Source organism: Faecalibacterium sp. AM43-5AT (assembly GCF_003603345.1).
GTDB classification, from domain to species: Bacteria; Bacillota; Clostridia; order Oscillospirales; family Ruminococcaceae; genus Faecalibacterium; species Faecalibacterium taiwanense.
The window spans coordinates 121,226-137,455 of the sequence record NZ_QVGZ01000008.1; the positions used below are offsets into that span (position 1 = coordinate 121,226).

Annotated in this window: 16 protein-coding genes; 2 read left to right on the forward strand and 14 right to left on the reverse strand. The window is 56.9% G+C overall.

Annotated elements, in window-relative coordinates:
* Positions 1 to 15: 15 nt before the first annotated feature.
* From DW937_RS10590 to DW937_RS10645, 12 genes are all read right to left on the reverse strand, one after another.
* On the reverse strand, positions 16 to 558 hold the full coding sequence (locus tag DW937_RS10590) for a hypothetical protein (RefSeq protein ID WP_120120883.1): 543 nt from the start codon (positions 556 to 558) through the stop codon (positions 16 to 18).
* 276 nt (positions 559 to 834) lie between these two features.
* The gene (locus DW937_RS10595; protein ID WP_120120884.1) at positions 835 to 1,371 is read right to left on the reverse strand and encodes a DUF5662 family protein; all 537 of its coding nucleotides are present in this window, start codon (positions 1,369 to 1,371) and stop codon (positions 835 to 837) included.
* Between the two features lie 4 nt (positions 1,372 to 1,375).
* Positions 1,376 to 3,253 carry a glycosyltransferase family 2 protein gene (locus DW937_RS10600; RefSeq protein WP_120120885.1) on the reverse strand — a complete coding sequence of 626 codons (1,878 nt, stop codon included), beginning with the start codon at positions 3,251 to 3,253 and terminating at the stop codon, positions 1,376 to 1,378.
* Position 3,254: 1 nt separating this feature from the next.
* A complete protein-coding gene (locus DW937_RS10605) occupies positions 3,255 to 3,998 on the reverse strand; it encodes an ABC transporter ATP-binding protein (protein WP_005943870.1) in 744 nt (247 codons plus the stop codon).
* Between the two features lie 12 nt (positions 3,999 to 4,010).
* On the reverse strand, positions 4,011 to 4,820 hold the full coding sequence (locus tag DW937_RS10610; RefSeq protein ID WP_223388262.1) for an ABC transporter permease: 810 nt from the start codon (positions 4,818 to 4,820) through the stop codon (positions 4,011 to 4,013).
* Positions 4,821 to 4,826: 6 nt separating this feature from the next.
* Positions 4,827 to 5,393: a dTDP-4-dehydrorhamnose 3,5-epimerase gene (gene rfbC / locus DW937_RS10615; protein ID WP_097777386.1), complete on the reverse strand. Its 567-nt coding sequence runs from the start codon at positions 5,391 to 5,393 to the stop codon at positions 4,827 to 4,829.
* 72 nt (positions 5,394 to 5,465) lie between these two features.
* On the reverse strand, positions 5,466 to 6,806 hold the full coding sequence (locus DW937_RS10620; RefSeq protein ID WP_120120896.1) for a serine hydrolase: 1,341 nt from the start codon (positions 6,804 to 6,806) through the stop codon (positions 5,466 to 5,468).
* A 97-nt stretch (positions 6,807 to 6,903) separates the two neighbouring features.
* Positions 6,904 to 7,497, reverse strand: a complete 594-nt coding sequence (locus tag DW937_RS10625; protein WP_120120886.1) for a dipicolinate synthase subunit B — start codon at positions 7,495 to 7,497, stop codon at positions 6,904 to 6,906.
* Positions 7,494 to 8,285: an NAD(P)-dependent oxidoreductase gene (locus DW937_RS10630; protein WP_120120887.1), complete on the reverse strand. Its 792-nt coding sequence runs from the start codon at positions 8,283 to 8,285 to the stop codon at positions 7,494 to 7,496. The genes DW937_RS10625 and DW937_RS10630 overlap by 4 nt, the downstream gene beginning before the upstream one ends.
* A 138-nt stretch (positions 8,286 to 8,423) precedes the next feature.
* Positions 8,424 to 9,017: an ECF transporter S component gene (locus DW937_RS10635; protein ID WP_242961829.1), complete on the reverse strand. Its 594-nt coding sequence runs from the start codon at positions 9,015 to 9,017 to the stop codon at positions 8,424 to 8,426.
* A 148-nt stretch (positions 9,018 to 9,165) separates the two neighbouring features.
* Complete coding sequence (locus DW937_RS10640; RefSeq protein WP_120120888.1) at positions 9,166 to 10,146, reverse strand: Gfo/Idh/MocA family oxidoreductase; 981 nt, start codon at positions 10,144 to 10,146, stop codon at positions 9,166 to 9,168.
* A gap of 28 nt (positions 10,147 to 10,174) precedes the next feature.
* Positions 10,175 to 11,071, reverse strand: a complete 897-nt coding sequence (locus DW937_RS10645; RefSeq protein WP_097777381.1) for a type III pantothenate kinase — start codon at positions 11,069 to 11,071, stop codon at positions 10,175 to 10,177.
* 228 nt (positions 11,072 to 11,299) lie between these two features.
* Here DW937_RS10645 and coaBC point away from each other — a divergent pair, with 228 nt between their 5' ends.
* A complete protein-coding gene (gene coaBC / locus DW937_RS10650) occupies positions 11,300 to 12,496 on the forward strand; it encodes a bifunctional phosphopantothenoylcysteine decarboxylase/phosphopantothenate--cysteine ligase CoaBC (protein WP_120120889.1) in 1,197 nt (398 codons plus the stop codon).
* A gap of 35 nt (positions 12,497 to 12,531) precedes the next feature.
* On the opposite strand, the gene DW937_RS10655 is transcribed toward coaBC, so the two are convergent.
* The gene (locus DW937_RS10655) at positions 12,532 to 13,380 is read right to left on the reverse strand and encodes a DegV family protein (protein WP_097777379.1); all 849 of its coding nucleotides are present in this window, start codon (positions 13,378 to 13,380) and stop codon (positions 12,532 to 12,534) included.
* A gap of 330 nt (positions 13,381 to 13,710) precedes the next feature.
* On the opposite strand from DW937_RS10655, the gene murC reads away from it, so the two are divergent.
* Positions 13,711 to 15,093: a UDP-N-acetylmuramate--L-alanine ligase gene (gene murC / locus DW937_RS10660; protein WP_118528757.1), complete on the forward strand. Its 1,383-nt coding sequence runs from the start codon at positions 13,711 to 13,713 to the stop codon at positions 15,091 to 15,093.
* A gap of 128 nt (positions 15,094 to 15,221) precedes the next feature.
* Here the strand turns inward: murC and DW937_RS10665 are convergent, their stop codons facing one another.
* Positions 15,222 to 16,082 carry a GIY-YIG nuclease family protein gene (locus DW937_RS10665; RefSeq protein ID WP_097777460.1) on the reverse strand — a complete coding sequence of 287 codons (861 nt, stop codon included), beginning with the start codon at positions 16,080 to 16,082 and terminating at the stop codon, positions 15,222 to 15,224.
* Between the last annotated feature and the right edge of the window lie 148 nt (positions 16,083 to 16,230).

Genomic DNA, 16,230 nt, shown 5'->3' on the forward strand with positions numbered 1-16,230 from the left:
GTTTTCGCCGGTCGATCAGGCCTCTGCCTTTTTCACCAGCAGAACCAGATAGTTCTTGTCCTTGATCTTACCCGTAGCTGCACCAATCTCGATCGAATCGTCCTCACCAATTACAGGGCTGCCAATTTTAACGGCCGTATCAGAATTATTGTAGTACCCCTCGTTTGCAATGTACTGGATTGCTTTATCAAGTGTGTCTTCCATTTCCCCAATGTAGAGATACTGCATCAATTCCGTACTCAGCTGGCCATAAGGTTTAAAGATCGCAATGTAATTGCCGTCAATGGTCTGCTTTTTCAGCAATGCTTTCACCGTAACATCATCGTCTTTTGCTGCTTCATCCGCTGCAGCCTTCTCAATGAGCGCAGCCGCTGCCGCATCCATGGCAGTCGTGTGGGTCGCAACCTTGTGGTCAGCACAGTAGCTGTCTTCGATTACATTCAGCACTTCGTTCTTCAGATCAATTGCCGAGCCCGTGCCGCCTGCACCGCAGCCCACCATGGTCAGTGCCAGAGCAGCCACCAGCATGACCGCTGCCAGTTTCTTGAACAGTTTCATTTTTTCTCCTCCTTTTTATCAAAAAGGTATCTCACATCCAGACCGAACCCCTCCGGTCTGTTTTATCTATTGTACCCCCCCCGCAGCAACGTCAATTCGCAGAAAAAACAAAAAATACGTCCGCCTTTTGGCACAGGTGCGCACCGTTTTGGGGCTGCGGCGTATCCTTTGGCAGGAAAGCACAGCACCGCGCCGGAGCTTTTTTGTGTTTTTTCATGGCATACAAAAAACACCGCCGGGTCTCCCTCAGCGGTGTTTTTAGGCAAAATATTCCTTTTAATAATCTTTTTCGCAGCCCAGCAGGTATTTCATGTGCTCAAAGGTGCGGTCATGCCCAAGGTCCCGCACCATCTTCAGCAGCTCTTCCAGCAGGGCACGGGTGTCCGGGTGGAGCAGGTAGTGGGTCTTGCTGCGCTCGTAGTATTCCCACGGGGAAGCATCGGTGTACTTGTCGCCCAGATAGATCTGGCTGGCGGCCACGCGGTCGCACACCATTTCGCACACATAGCGCAGGGGCATCTTCATGCCGGCAAGGCCCGCCTTCCGGGTGCTGTAATCGATCCAGTATTCCAGATGGTGCTTGTTGCGGCCCTTGTGGTGCAGCCACGCGGAGGAATAGCCCCGCGCCAGACGTTCCGCTTCGTTGGGGCTGTGGTCACCCTGATAATAGATGCAGCCCGGAATGAACTCGGTAGGGCTGTACTTGCTCAGGTCGTGGGCAAGGCCCTGCTCATAGAGCCCGCAGGCAAAGCAGTATTTCATCACCAGCAGCTTGTGCCGGGTGATGGTCTCAAAATGGCCCTTGATGTTCATGCTGTTATTTCCTCCACTGCACCGTGATACGTCCCTCTTTCAGCCCGCGCAGATCATTGCTTTCGGAAAAATCCTCCCGGTCCATGGTCAGGTTGGGGTTGTAGTAGGGGTCGTGCAGGATGTTCGCCTTGCCGTGCACGGCGTACAGCCGCTGCTGCTCGGCGGCAAAGCGCCGGGCCTTCACCGGGTCTTTTTCGTCGCCGCCGCGGCTCTTGCTCTCGTAATGGGTCAGCTGAGCATAGGGTGTCCACGCAATGCGGTATCCTGCATCCCGCACCCGCAGGCAGAAATCCACATCGTTGAAGGCCACCGCAAAGGCTTCGTCCAGACCGCCCACTTCGTCCCACACGCTGGTCTTTACCAGCAGGCAGGCACCGGTGACGGCGGAAAAGTCCTGCACCGTTGCAGCGCGGAACATGTAGCCGCTGCCGCCCGCCTTGCGGTATTTGTGGCTGTGGCCCGCGTAGCCGCCAAGGCCGGTCACAACGCCCGCATGCTGCAACGTCTCGTCCGGGTAAAGCAGCTCTGCGCCGCAGATGGCCGCGCCGCCGGGGTGAGCACACTGCCGCAAAAGCTCCGTGAGCCAATCCGCATTGCGCACCTCCACGTCGTTGTTCAGCAGCAGCAGGTAATCCCCGCTGGCGTACTGCCGGCCAAAGTTGTTGATGCCGGAAAAGTTGAATCCCTTCTGCGGGTAGTTGACCACCTGCAGGCCGTCGTAGCGCTGCCGGGCTTCCTTATAATAGGTAAAGGTGGCCGGTTCGGTGGAGTTGTTCTCGATGACGATGACCTCAAAGTTTTCCCAGCTGGTTTTGGTCCAGATGCTGTGCAGGCACTTTTCCAGATCGTCGGTGTGGTCCTTGTTCGGGATGAGGATGCTCACCTTCGGGTCGCCCACGATATCCCACTTCACCCGGTAGGTACTGGGGAACAGGCCATCCTCCACGGCGCCGGTGCGTCCGGTGCGGGCCAGATGGTCGGCCAGCGCCTTTTTGGCTGCTGCCGCCACATAGGGCTTGGCATCGGTGCCGCCGGAGGTGGAGCCTGCGTGCACCCGCCAGTAGTACAGCACCTGCGGTACATGGGCCGCACCGCCGGTCTTTTCCACAAGGCGCAGGAACAGATCGTGGTCCTGACTGCCGTCGCACTCCGGCCGCTCCCCGCCGATCTCATCCCACAGCGCCTTTTGGAACACCGCCAAGTGGCAGATGTAGTTGCAGCACAGCAGGTAGTCCGGGGCGTAATCCGGCTTGAAGTGGGCCACCATGGGCCGCTGGATGCTCTTGGAAAAGAGTGCTTCATCGCTGTAGAGGAAGCCGTCCGGCTCGCCCTGCGCCCGCAGCTGCAGAATGGCTTTGCCCATGGTGTACATGGCGTGGGGCGCAAGGATATCATCGTGGTCGGCAAGGGCCAGATATTCCCCTGTGGCAAGCTCTGCCGCAGCATTGGTGTTGGCCGCAATGCCTTTGTTTTCGATCTTTTTGTATACGATGCGTTGATTCTTTGTCTGATATTCCTCCACGATGCGCTTCACATCGGCATGTTCTGCATCGGAAGCATCCGCAAGGCAGAGCTGACCGTTGGGGGCCGTCTGGTTCACAAAGGAATCCAGAAATTCTCGCAGGTATTTTTCCGGTGTATTATACAGCGGGGTCAGGATGCTGATGGTGGGCAGGCCGCAGTCTGCCGCCGTTTTGCCGGCCATTTCGGCCCGCTGGGCTTCCAGCACCTTTTTGGCGGGCAGATAGCGGGCACGCTTGCCAAAGCAGCGGCGCTTGACAAAGCCCGCGCCCCGTTTGAGCATGGTGGGCAGGCCCTCGTCCTTCGTCAGCTGCACCGCATAGCCTGCCAGTTCTCTGGCACGTTTCAGTCGTACATTCATATCAGGCCTCGCCGCGCTGCGTTGCCTTGTAGGCCGCGCAGACCGTTGCCGTATCGCCATTCATTTTCAGGTGGCCGTGGCTCAGCCATGCCACCTTGCTGCACATGCGCTCGATCTGCTCAATGGAGTGAGACACCAGAATGACCGTGGTGCCGCCCGCCATCAGCTCCTGCATCCGTTTTTCGCACTTCTGCTGGAACAGGAAATCGCCCACCGAAAGTACCTCGTCCGCAATGAGGATATCGGGCTTGGTGATGGTGGCAATGGCAAAGCCGATGCGGGCCACCATGCCGGAGGAGTAGTTCTTGAGCGGCACATCCAGAAAGTTCTGCAGCTCGCTGAACTCCACGATCTCATCAAACTTTTCGTCCAGATACTTGGGCGAGAAGCCCAGCACCGTGCCGTTCAGATAGATGTTCTCGCGGGCAGTCAGGTCCATATCAAAGCCCGCGCCCAGCTCGATGAGCGGGGCGATGGAGCCGCGGACCGTCACCTTGCCCTTGCTGGGCTTGTACACGCCCGCAATGGTCTTGAGCAGGGTGGACTTGCCCGAGCCGTTCAGGCCCACAAGGCCGTAGAAATCGCCGGGCATGATGTCCAGACTCACGTCCTTCAGGGCGTAGAATTCATCGTACTGCAGGCGGCCCTGCACCATGGCCAGAAAATACTCTTTCAGGCTCTCATGCTTTTCCTTGGAGAGGTTGAAGCACATGGAAACATTGTCCACTTTGATGATCGGTTCCATTGTTCTTCCTCCTTAAATATGCAGCACAAAGCGGTCCTGCGTTTTGCGGAACACCCACACGCCCACCAGCATGGAGAGCACGGCGCAGCAGCCGCACACCGCGAACATGTTGAAATCCAGCGGGATGCCCCACATCACGGTACGGCGGAAGCCTGTGATGTACCAGTACATGGGGTTCAGCTTGATGATCTGCTGCATGTTGAACCCGCCGATGGAAAAGGTCATCTGGGTGGGGTCGTAGAAGATGGCGGAAAAATACAGCAATGCGGTGATGAACACGCTCCAGATGTGCATGATATCCCGGAAGAACACGGTAGCCGCTGCCAGAAGCAGGCCCACGCCCAGACTGAAGAAGAACAGCGTCACCAGCGGGTAGACCGCCTCGATGAGGGTCAGGTGGAAGGGTGCACCGGTAAAGATCATGACCAGCAGCAGCGCCACAAAGCTGAACACGCAGTTCACCATGGCAAAGCAGCACTTTTCCAGCGGGAAGATATACTTGGGGATATACACCTTTTTGAGCAGGGGCGCAGCGCCCAGCACACTGCTCATGCCGGTGGAGGTGGCCTCGTTGAAGAAGTTGAACAGCAGCTGGCCGCACATCAGGAACACGGCAAAGTTGTCGATGCCGCTGCCCCGCATGTCCATCAGACTGCTGAACACGGCCCAGTACACAAGGCACATGAGCAGCGGGTTCAGAACGCTCCACACCACGCCCAGCACGCTGCGGCGGTATTTGAGCTTGAAGTCACGGCTGACCAGATTCCACAGCAGGTAGCGGTAGCACCAGAAGCCGTTCCACATTGCTTTGAATTTTGCCACAGGCGATCACCACTTTTCAAAATATTCAAACTTCTGTGCAGCAAAGGGCTCGTGCAGCTTGTCCTTTGCGCTGGTCTTGTGCTCGCAGCCGCAGTCCGGCCACTGCACGTTCACGGTGGGGTCATCGTAGGGGATGCCGCCCTCGCTGGTGGGGTCGTAAACATCGGTGCACTTGTAGCAGAACTCTGCCACATCGCTCAGCACCAGAAAACCGTGTGCAAAGCCCTCCGGGATGTAGAACATCTTCTTGTTCTCCTCGGACAGGGTCACGCCCACCCACTTGCCGAAGGTGGCGCTGTGGGGGCGGCAATCCACGGCCACATCGAACACCTCGCCCTTGGTCACGCGCACCAGCTTGCCCTGCGTGTGCTCCTTCTGGAAGTGCAGGCCGCGCAGCACGCCGCGGGTGGAGCGGCTCTGGTTGTCCTGCACGAATTCCTTATCGATGCCGGCTTCGGCAAACTGATCCTTCTGATAGGTCTCCATAAAATAGCCGCGGTCGTCGCCGAACACCTGCGGCTCAATGACCACAACACCGGGGATCTCGGTCTGAGTAAACGTAAACTTGCCCATATTTTGTACCTCTCTTTTTGTGAAGCATGTTTGTTTTATCTGGAAAAGTCTGTTCGACGCAGGCTTTTGCGCTTATTTGCCGCGGCGGGTCTGTCCCTGTTCCGTGCGCGTTCTGCGGCGTTTCTTCCGCCAAGTGATGAACCGCACCACCAGAAAAGTCACCAGCGCTGCCGCTGCGGTGGACCCCAGCGAGATGCCCAACAGCCAGAATGCATGGCTTTGGGGCTTTACCGCCTTGGCCGCTTCCAGCTCCTGACCGGTGCTGTTCTCCAGCAGTTCAGGCAGGCCGGAAATTTCCGCATCCACACGCACGCTGGTGCTCTCCTGCTTTTCGCCGCCGTGGACGGTGTACACAGCGTACACCTCCGGGTCGGAGCCAAGGACATAGCTTTCCGGCAGTTCCAGCGTCACCTCCACATCGTCGGCAGTCAGGCCGTTGGCCAGCAGCAGCCGCACGCCGGGGTCGGAGACGGTCACGGTGCCAAGGCTCCCGCCGCCGCCCACCACGCTCAGTGGTGCTGTGATGCCCTGCGCGGGCAGGTCGGTGTAGCCGGTAAAGGTGCTGAACGCATAATCCAGCAGGGTGCGCATATCGTTGTATTTATCGGTGCTCAGCTCGCTCTGCATGGTCACGCAGATGAGCCGGACGCCGTTCTGCTCCGCCAGACAGGCGTAGCTGTAGCGGGCCGTGTTGGTATAACCGAGCTTGGAACCCAGAATGGACGAGATGTAGTACCGGCTGGAGCCAATGCGCATCTTGTCCTGCTGGGAAAAGTAGCGGGTCACGGGCTGGATGTTGGTGGGGTCCATGGTGTACATCTCATTGCGGGTGAACACCTGCTCAAAGCCCGGCTGCTCCAGTGCCCAGCGCAGGATCTGCGCCATATCGTAGCAGCTGGTGTAGTGGTCCTCGTCACTGATGCCGTGAGGGTTTGCAAAGTGGGTGTGCGCAAGGCCCAGCTCTTCTACCCGCGCATTCATCTTTGCCACGCCGTCCGCGATGGTGCCCTCTCCCACATATTCGGCCAGCAGGTTCGCGCCGTCGTTGGCGCTGGCCATCTGGGTGGCATACAGTGCATCCGTCAGGGGGACCTCTTCGCCTTCAAGCAGGGCGATGTGACTGGAATCGGTGCCCGCCAGCGAGTAAACATCCTCGTGGGTCACGGTGAGCTTTATATCATCCCAGTTCCCCTGCGCCTTTTCGCAGGCAAGGCCCAGCGTCATCACCTTGGTGATGGATGCCGGGTGCAGCTCTTCGTTCATATTCTGCTGTGCCAGCACAAGGCCGGTGTCTGCATCGATGATGCAGTAAGCGCGGGTGGCACCAAGGGCAGGGCCAGCCGCCGCTGCCCCCGGCACGAACACGCAGATCATAAGCAGCACAACGCACAGCGCCGCTGTCAATTTTTTCATCTGGTTTTTCTCCATTGAGCTTTTTTCTGCCCGTCGTACTGCACCGGCAAAGCATCAGATAATAGTATACCACACTTTGCCCCGGCTGAAAAGACATTCACGCGTCGTGATTTCCCAGCAGCACCGGCTGCAGCTGCCGCCCGGCCAGCGCAGCGTCCAGTGCAGCGGGCAGACGGGCAAAGTCCGCCTTCAGGCTGTTGGGCTTGTGGGTGGGGTCATCCTGCCCGTAGGGCACAAAATAGTAGTGCTTGCGCTGGTAGAGCCGGGCCATGTTCTCCCCCGATGCGCCCAGCCCGTCGTTTGTGGAAACGCCCACCACCACCGGGCATCCCACCCGCAAAAGGCTTTTTGCCGCCAGCGTTACCGGCGTATCGGAAAGGCCCTCCGCAAGCCGTGCCAGCGTGGCCCCGGTGCAGGGCGCGATCACCAGTGCACTGGCCAGCTTTTTAGGGCCAAGCGGCTCCACGGCCTGCAATGTGTCCAGCACTGCATGGCTGGTAAGGGCTTCCAGCCGTTCCTGCCAGAACTGCCCGGTGCCAAAGCGGGTATCCTGCTTTGCGGCAAAGCTCATGATGGGCAGCAGCTCCCAGCCCTGTTCTGTCAGCTGCTGCGCTGCCGCAAGCGCCGCTTCCAGTGTGCAGAAGCTGCCGCACACCGCAAATGCAATGCGTCCTTTTTTCTGCGTGCTCATGTGTGTTCCTCCCGCTCCCGCAAAATGGTCAGCACGGTGCGTGCCACCGCTTCCCCGGCCGTGTCCGGCGCACAGGCGGCGGGCAGGCTGAGCGCATGGATGGCCTTGCAGCCCAGCCGCTGCGCCGCAGCAAAGTCGGTGCCGCCGGGCTTCGATGCCAGATCCACGATCAGGCTGCCGGGCCGCAGAGCCGCCAGCACCGGCTCGGTCAGCACCGGGGCCGGGATAGTGTTCACCACCGTATCAAAGGCCGGAGCCAGCGCGGCCAGCCGGGCAAGCTCTGCCCCCCGCAGGCCAAGGCTCTCGGCCAGCGCACGCTGTTCGGCGCGCCGGGCACAGACAGTCACATTTGCCCCCAGTGCCGCCAGCCGCGCCCCCAGCGCCTGCCCCACCGGGCCAAAGCCCAGCAGCAGAAGGTTTGTGCCCCACAGGGTACGGGTGCGCTCGGCCAGCAGGATGCCAATGCAGCCCTCCGCCGTAGGGATGGCATTGTACACCGTCAGCTCCGGTCGGGCAAAGTAATCCACCAGCTCTACGCCAGCTTCCTGTGCGATGGTCTTTGCCTGAACTGAGAGCCTGCCGCCCAGTGCCACCGCACCGGGCTTTGCGGCCCGCAGCAGCTCTGCCAGCGGGGTGCGGGCCGCATCCAGCGGCAGAGGCAGCAGGATATAATCTGCCAGTGCAACCTGCTCGGCTCCGCCCACCGCATAACCTGCCCGTTCCAGCACCCGGCCTGCCGCCGCCTGCCGGGCATCGGTGCCCACCACCGCAAACCGCTTTGTCTCCATGCCTTTCTTCCCTCCCGCTGCGTTGTGCGCCATCCTATGCAGGAGAAATATTTGTTGTGAAAAAACTCCTCCAGCTTTCGCCGGAGGAGTTTTTTATCACGATTATAGAATGCGCCGCCCTGACATCCGGCACATCTTTTATTTTACGAACTTTGCCACAGCACGGGCTACGATGCCGCCCAGAATGCCGGAGACAAGGAACTCGGCCACGCCCTGCACGCCGACCAGCAGCACCACGAACATGAAGGGGTTCGCAGCACCCTTGACGGACACCAGATTCTGCACGTAGTCACAGCCGTAGAAGGCCAGCACGATCCAGCCCATGAAGAACACCGTGTTCAGGAACGGGGCGCTCATGGCGCTGACGATGTAGCTCCATGTGCCGGGCTTGTCAAAGCGCTTCAGGCTGCTGAAGATCAGGCCGCAGCACAGGCCCATCAGCACGCGCATACCCACGCACAGGATAAAGGTATTCACAGGGCTTACCTGAAACAGCGCACCCGTCATAGCGGAAGCACCGGTGATGGCATCGTAGAAGCTCACTGCGCCGAACACACCGCCCAGCAATGCGCCCACAGCGGGGCCCATGGTGATGGCACCCACTGCAATGGGAAGGGTCAGGAAGCTCATGTACAGCGGGCCCACAGGCACACTGCCCAGACCCACCATCTTCATGACCAGCTCAATGGCAACCAGCAGCGCCACACGGGTAAGAGTTTTCGTATTTTTCATATTCAGTTTTCCTCCTGCTGCCGTTCCGCCCTATACGTCGGATACGGCGCAAACCTGCCCGCTCTATGCGGGTTTTAAAGTAAATATTCAAATAATTTGGAGCGCGTTTTGTCAGGGCGTGTTCCAATGGAAATGGCTGTTTTGGGGGTCAGTGGTCGCACGGGAAGCGGATGCCCGCATTGCGGCGGGCCACCGTGAGCACACGGCTCACCGCGATGGTGGTATCCTGCATCCGGCCGCACATCTCCTGATCTCCGCTCTCCAGCGCACGGGCAAAGGCTTCAAACTCTGCCGCCTGCCGGGGCCTGCCGCCATTCAGGTTATAGTGCTCTTCCTTGCCCTCGTTAGGGTGGAAGGTGATGCCGCCGCAGCAGTTGGCGGTGGACTTCTGTAGGATATAGCCCTTCGTGCCCTGAATGATGTACCGGGCCGGGGCCGCGCAGTCCTTGGCGGCGATGCTCACGGCCTTGAAACCGCTGTAATCCATGGTCAGGATGCCGCTGGTGTCGATGCCGCGCTCCATGTTGGCGGTATATTTGGCCTGATTCGGCTCCCCGAACAGGCCCACGATGTAGCTTACATTGTATACGCCAAGATCCATCAGAGCGCCTCCGGCACAGGCCGGGTCAAAGGCAGGCTGCACATCGCCTGCACAGAAGGCATCGTACCGGCTGGAATACTGGCTGAAATTGCACTGTACCAGCTTCACGGTGCCAATGCGGGGCAGCAGCTCCCGGATCTTTGCGTAGTTTTCAAGGTACTGGGTGGTGATGGCTTCAAACAGGAACACTTTTTTGTGCCGTGCCAGATTTACCAGTTCTTCCGTCTGGGCTGCCGTGGGTGCCAGCGGCTTTTCCACAATAACATGTTTGCCTGCTTCCAGCGCCACGCGGGCATAGCGCACATGCTGCAGGTTCGGCACTGCAATGTACACCACATCCACCCATTGCAGCAGTTCCAGAAAATTGGTGGTGTGCTGCGGCACGCCGTACTGGCCACAAAGGCTCTGAGCCAGCTCGGCGCTGCGCTCGGTGCTGCAGATGGCCTGCACCGTAAAAGGCGTGTGCTCTGCAAGCCATGGCAAAAATTCCCGCACGATCTTGCCCGTGCCAAGAATGCCTAATTTCATCTGATTTTTCTCCCCATCCTGTCGTTGGTCAGCCTACCAGCGCTTCCGGCTCGCGGCGGGTGCGCTTTTTGGGGTAGGTGCGCTGTTTTGCATGGCCGTGCTGGTTCTGCCGGCCATAGTGCCTGCCGCCGCCCGCACTGTGGTGCTGCGGCTGGGACGCATTGAGCTGGTACAAAAGGGCAAGTCCCTTCATCAGCAGCTCCGGGTCGTAGGTCAGCGGGTGGCGGCACAGCGGTGTCACATACTTTGCCAGCCCTCCTGTTACCACCAGAGTGGCCGGACGGCCCAGCTCTTCCTCAATGCGCTGCACCATGCCGTCAATGAGCACAGCCGTGCCCATCACGGAGCCGGACAGCATGCATTTTTCGGTGTTGGTGCCAATGGCACTTTTGGGCGAGCCAAGATGCACCTGCGGCAGCTGGGCACAGCGGTCGCCCAGTGCCCGCAGCCCGGTGGAAAGCCCCGGGCAGATGACACCGCCCCGGAACACGCGGTTCTCGTCCACCACATTAAAGGTCGTGGCAGTGCCAAGATCCACCGTGACCACCGGCAGCGGAAAATTTGCCGCCGCATAAGCCGCATCCACAAGGCGATCCTTGCCCACGGCGTGGGGTTCCTCCACCCCCATGGTCAGTCCGGTTCGGATCTCCGGCGAGACGATGACCGGCTTCCTGCCCGTATAATGGCGGGCGCACTCGGCCAGTGCCCCGGTGATCTGGGGCACCACGCTGGTGAGCACAGCGCCCTCAAAGCGCATGGGACGCTCAGGATGGCGGCGGTGCGCAAAAATTTTATCCATTTCGACACGATATTCTGCAGCCGTGCGGGTGCGCACCGTGTCCATGCGCGCCACAAAGCATACACGTCCGTCCCGAATGCCCCCAAGGGCGACGGTGGTGTTGCCTATATCAATGGCTAAGATCATAATTCTGTTTTCCCTTTATAACGCGGCAGTATCCGGCAGGACGGCGGAGAAAGTTCCCCGATGGCCTGCCCCTCACCGCAGTCTGTCTATTCTTTGTCAAGCTGTATTTTACCGCATTTTGTCCCCAGTTACAAGCCCGTACAAAGATTTTGTTGTGCTGGCGGAACTTTTGCATTATACTAAAGGAAGATATGTGGAAACAGTATGTTTTTGCAGGAGGTTTTACCAATGGATCTGAACGGAAAATGCGTCCTTCTGGGCGTAAGCGGCGGCATTGCCGCCTATAAAATGGCCAACGTGGCCAGCGCACTGCGCAAGCTGGGAGCCGATGTGGAGGTCATTATGACCCGGAACGCCACCCAGTTCATCACTCCTCTCACCTTTGAGACCCTCACCGGCCACAAATGCATGGTGGACACCTTTGACCGCGATTTCAAGTTTGATGTCACCCATATCTCGCTGGCCAAAAAGGCAGATGTGATCCTTGTAGCACCGGCCACTGCCAACGTCATCGCCAAGATGGCCCACGGCATTGCCGACGATATGCTCACCACCACAGTGTTGGCTGCAAAGTGCCCCAAGCTCGTTTCTCCGGCCATGAATACCGGAATGCTGGAAAACCCCATCACGCAGGATAATATCGCCACGCTGGAACGCTACGGCTTCACGGTGATCCCCTCCGAGAGCGGCGTGCTGGCCTGCAAGGATGTTGGCAGCGGCCGTCTGCCCAAGGAAGATGTGCTGATCGAGTATATCCTGCATGCCATTGCCCGGCCCAAAGATCTTGCCGGTCTGCGCATTGCCGTCACCGCCGGCCCCACGCAGGAGCCGCTGGACCCGGTGCGCTACCTCACCAACCATTCCACCGGCAAGATGGGCTATGCCATTGCCCGTGCCGCCGCCATGCGCGGCGCGGATGTCACCCTTATCCACGGCGAAACTGCCCTGCAGCCGGTCAAGTTTACCACCGATGTGCCCGTGACCACTGCTCAACAGATGTACGAAGCCGTCACCAGCCGCTTTGATGCTACGGATGTGCTCATTATGGCCGCTGCCGTGGCCGACTACCGCCCCGCTGCCGTGGCAAACGACAAGATCAAAAAAAAGGACGGCGACATGTCCATCCCTCTGGAACGCACGCCGGATATTCTGGGCACCATCGGCCCCAAAAAGACCCACCAGTTCCTGTGCGGTTTTTCCATGGAGACCCGCGATCTTGTGGAAAACTCCTCCGCAAAGCTGACCAAAAAGAATCTGGACATGGTGGTTGCCAACAACCTGAAAGTGGCCGGTGCCGGTTTTGGTGTGGACACCAATGTAGTCACCCTCATTACCCCGGACGGCACCCGTGAGCTGCCGCTGATGAGCAAGGCCGATGTGGCCGATGCCATTCTGGATGAAATTCTAAAACGCCGCTCCCAGTGAGAAAAAGTGGCTGTCGCATGTGCAACAGCCACTTTTTATTTTTCCTTCCGTGCAAACACGATGCCAATGGTACCCGGGCCAGAATAGCCGCCGATGGTGGTGCCGATGTCTGTCTCGTGGCATTCCTTAAAGCTGGCGTATTTCTTCAGCCCCGCCTTCACTGCGTCCATGCAGCCGGGCTTCGGCTGGCAGGAGGAGATGAACACAAGGCTGTCCTCGATGTCGTCGCGTTCCACCAGACGGTCGGTGATGTACTTGCCCACGCAGATGGGCAGGCTGCCGCGGTATTTTTTGACTACCTTCAGTTCGCCGTCGATCACTTCCAGTGCGGGCTTGATGCCCAGCAGGTTTGCCCCGAAGGCCAGCACACCGGAGCAGCGGCCGCTCTTGGCCATAAAGTCCAGCCGGTCCAGTACAAAGCTCAGCTCTACCCTTTTGGCAAGGCTCTGTAGACGCATCGTAATGTTGCGGGGAGTCAGGCCATCTGCAGCCCACTTGGCCGCTTTTAGCACCAGATAGCCCTGCCCCGTACAGATATTCTGACTGTCCACCACATAGACATTCTCGAATTCGCCTGCCGCCAGCTTCGCATTCTGGAAGCAGGACGAAAGCTTGCTGCTGACCGAAATATGGATCACCGCATCGCACTCTTTGGCAAACGGCTCAAAAAAATCGGTATATTCCACCAGATTTGCAGCGGCGGATTTGGGCATTTTGCCACCCGCATTCACATAGGCAAACACATCTGCCGGGTGGATCGTTACGCCGTCCAGATAGCTGTCCTCGCCCATCAGAATGTGCATGGGCATCAGGGCAATGTCCCACTGTGCCAAAAGCTCTTCGGACAGGTCGCAGGTGCTGTCCGCTGTGATCTTGATTCTCATGTTATTTCTCCTTTTATAAAACCGTTCTGCATCCTCTGTCGGTCGCGCCTATGATCCCTCAAAAAAATTGTCCTTTTCTATTTTACCACAGATGATTCAAAGTTGTTAAGTATTTTGGAAAGGCAAATGTAAATCTTTTATGAAGCAGTTCCCGGTTTCGGTTTTCTTGTACACTTATCACAAATTCCGAATTGGATTTATGGTTCTTTCCGAAAATTCGGGTTTACCTGTTTATTTTGTCCGCCAAAAATTATATAATAAGATGTATCCTAATAGAATGGATTGAATCGGTCTGCTCTGCGGCCGTTATTTATTTGGAGGTTGCCTTATATGTTCATGTACACCGATTACAACCAGCACCTGCTGGACAATGTAAAAAAGATCCACTTCATCGGCTGCGGCGGCAGCGGCATGTATCCGCTCATCCAGATCCTTGCCGCAAAAGGCTACGAGATCTCCGGCAGCGATGTGCTGGATGGCAGCATCATCCGCTACGAGCGTGAGATGGGTGTCAAGGTCAGCCTGGGTCACAGCGCCGATAATGTGATCGGCACCGACATGGTGGTCTACTCTGCCGCCATTTCCAAAGATAACGTGGAGCTGAATGCCGCTGCCTCCTACGGCATCCCCACCATCGAGCGCAGCGTTCTGCTGGGTTACGTGAGCCGCCTGTACAAACAGAGCATCTGCGTCTCCGGCACTCACGGAAAAACCACCACCACTTCCATGATCACCACTGCGCTGGAGTTGGCAGGCCGCGACCCGTCCGCTGTCATCGGCGGCAAGCTGCCCCTCATCAACGGCTACGGCAAGGCCGGCAAGGGCGACGACATCGTGATCGAGTCCTGCGAGTTCGCCGAGACCTTCCTCAAGCTGACCCCCTATCTGTCCGTTGTGCTGAACATCGACAACGACCATCTGGATTACTACGGCAGCATGGGCGAACTGAAGTTTGCCTTCAAGCGCTTTGCCCTGATGACCAAGTTCATGATCTTTGCCAATGCGGACGACAAGAACACCATGGATGTCATGTACACGCTGGACCGCCGCGTGCGCACCTTTGGCATCCAGAACGACGGCGATTATCAGGCATTGAACGTGAATGAATACAAGCCCGGCTTCTTTGAGTTCGACCTGAAGGAGTGGAACAAGGTCACCGGCCATATCCGTCTGGCTGTGCCCGGCTACCACAACATTTACAATGCGCTTGCCATGTGTGCCGTCTGCCGCTTCGTCGGCCTGACCGTGGAGCAGTGCGCCGATGCAGCCTTGAATTTCAAGGGCGCTGGCCGCCGCTTTGAGGTTTACGGCGAGTGTAACGGCGCTCTGGTGGTGGACGATTATGCGCATCATCCCACCGAACTGCGCGCTACCTTGACCACGGCCAAGGAGATGGGCTACAAGCGTCTGATCGCCGTCCACCAGCCGTTTACATACAGCCGCACCAAGATGCTGTTCAACGACTTTGTGGATGTGCTCAAGATCCCCGATATCACCGTGCTGACCCCGATCATGGGCAGCCGTGAGCCCAACGATCCCACCATTACCAGTGCAAAACTGGCCGCTCAGATCCCCGGCTCTGTTCTGGTGAACAGTCTGGAGGAGGCCGCCGAGTGGGTCAAGCAGAACGCCCGGGAGGGCGATCTGGTCATCACCCTCGGCTGCGGCGACATCTACAAGGCCAGCAAGATGATGGTGGCTGATAATAAGTAAAGTCCAGCCAATAAAATATGCGGCCCCGTCACGTTGAATGCTCAACGCGGCGGGGCCGCTTTTTATGATTGTCTGTCATTGGGAAGATACAATAACACCTCACAATGCCTGCCGACTTCTCCAATATCTTAAACTGTACTTGCTTCGAGGTCTTTTAATGCTCTTCCATCCGTTGTTTTCCATGTTCTGGGCCCACTCACACTATACCCTAAAAGGAAATCAGCTGCCGCCGAAGAACTCGAAAAAAGGATATCATCTGTCAGTACTAAATCTTTTACATGCCCATCCTGAAAATACTTTTCTCGCAACTTCACTGCACCCGCGGTCAAAGATTTGTCGGATGTTTTTTCATTTACTGTTGCACCTTTCAGCACAACGAAACCTTCCGTTGTCACTTTACCATTTGCTTTAACATTTCCAATTTCAATGCTCAACATTTCATCATCAAGTAAAGAATCATTTTGCGTAGGTGTATTTAAAACAGCTTCCAAAACCTTATATCCCAATGCACTAATCAGAATTTTCACATTGTCAATAAATTCTTCCATTACAGCAATTTGAGATTCTTTCATCACAGTATTGCGATATGTATTTTTTGTAAGAACCTCATAGCGTTTACAATTTCTCGCAATTTCAACAAAGCGATTTTCAAGATACCGTATCAATGCTTTATTCAAATCCCGACCAACAAAAATCACAGCTGTAGTCCAGTAATACTTTTCTTTTTCGGCTTGATAATCACGGATATGCTGTACAAGTCTTTCTTTTACATTTTCCGCTTCACCAATGTATACAGCTTCTGTTCCATCATCCTCTTTGCAAAATAAGAAATAAACGCCCGCCTGCATAATATCATTTCTCGTACAGGACGGAACGTCAATCCTTGGAATTTTTATTGCTTTACCGTTCCAGTTCGAAAGCTCTGCCGTTATAATGCTGTCTGGCGACCCGTTCACCAAAAATAGCTCAATAGATTTTCCATATGCCATATTCTCTTCACCTGCCCTTTTCATTCTATCGCATCGTACCTTGAATTTCAATTATTGATTTTCCGACAACAAAAAACGCTTTGAGATTTCTCTCAAAGCGTTTTTTGTTCAAGTCGGCGACTACCTATTTTCACGCGCCGTTTCCAGC

Excerpts from the sequence above, each read along its gene's own strand:
- DW937_RS10590 (WP_120120883.1), bottom strand. The coding sequence starts at position 558 with ATGAAACTGTTCAAGAAACTGGCAGCGGTCATGCTGGTGGCTGCTCTG.
- DW937_RS10595 (WP_120120884.1), bottom strand. The coding sequence starts at position 1,371 with ATGAACATCAAGGGCCATTTTGAGACCATCACCCGGCACAAGCTGCTG.
- DW937_RS10600 (WP_120120885.1), bottom strand. The coding sequence starts at position 3,253 with ATGAATGTACGACTGAAACGTGCCAGAGAACTGGCAGGCTATGCGGTG.
- DW937_RS10605 (WP_005943870.1), bottom strand. The coding sequence starts at position 3,998 with ATGGAACCGATCATCAAAGTGGACAATGTTTCCATGTGCTTCAACCTC.
- rfbC (WP_097777386.1), bottom strand. The coding sequence starts at position 5,393 with ATGGGCAAGTTTACGTTTACTCAGACCGAGATCCCCGGTGTTGTGGTC.
- DW937_RS10620 (WP_120120896.1), bottom strand. The coding sequence starts at position 6,806 with ATGAAAAAATTGACAGCGGCGCTGTGCGTTGTGCTGCTTATGATCTGC.
- DW937_RS10625 (WP_120120886.1), bottom strand. The coding sequence starts at position 7,497 with ATGAGCACGCAGAAAAAAGGACGCATTGCATTTGCGGTGTGCGGCAGC.
- DW937_RS10630 (WP_120120887.1), bottom strand. The coding sequence starts at position 8,285 with ATGGAGACAAAGCGGTTTGCGGTGGTGGGCACCGATGCCCGGCAGGCG.
- DW937_RS10635 (WP_242961829.1), bottom strand. The coding sequence starts at position 9,017 with ATGAAAAATACGAAAACTCTTACCCGTGTGGCGCTGCTGGTTGCCATT.
- DW937_RS10640 (WP_120120888.1), bottom strand. The coding sequence starts at position 10,146 with ATGAAATTAGGCATTCTTGGCACGGGCAAGATCGTGCGGGAATTTTTG.
- DW937_RS10645 (WP_097777381.1), bottom strand. The coding sequence starts at position 11,071 with ATGATCTTAGCCATTGATATAGGCAACACCACCGTCGCCCTTGGGGGC.
- coaBC (WP_120120889.1), top strand. The coding sequence starts at position 11,300 with ATGGATCTGAACGGAAAATGCGTCCTTCTGGGCGTAAGCGGCGGCATT.
- DW937_RS10655 (WP_097777379.1), bottom strand. The coding sequence starts at position 13,380 with ATGAGAATCAAGATCACAGCGGACAGCACCTGCGACCTGTCCGAAGAG.
- murC (WP_118528757.1), top strand. The coding sequence starts at position 13,711 with ATGTTCATGTACACCGATTACAACCAGCACCTGCTGGACAATGTAAAA.
- DW937_RS10665 (WP_097777460.1), bottom strand. The coding sequence starts at position 16,082 with ATGGCATATGGAAAATCTATTGAGCTATTTTTGGTGAACGGGTCGCCA.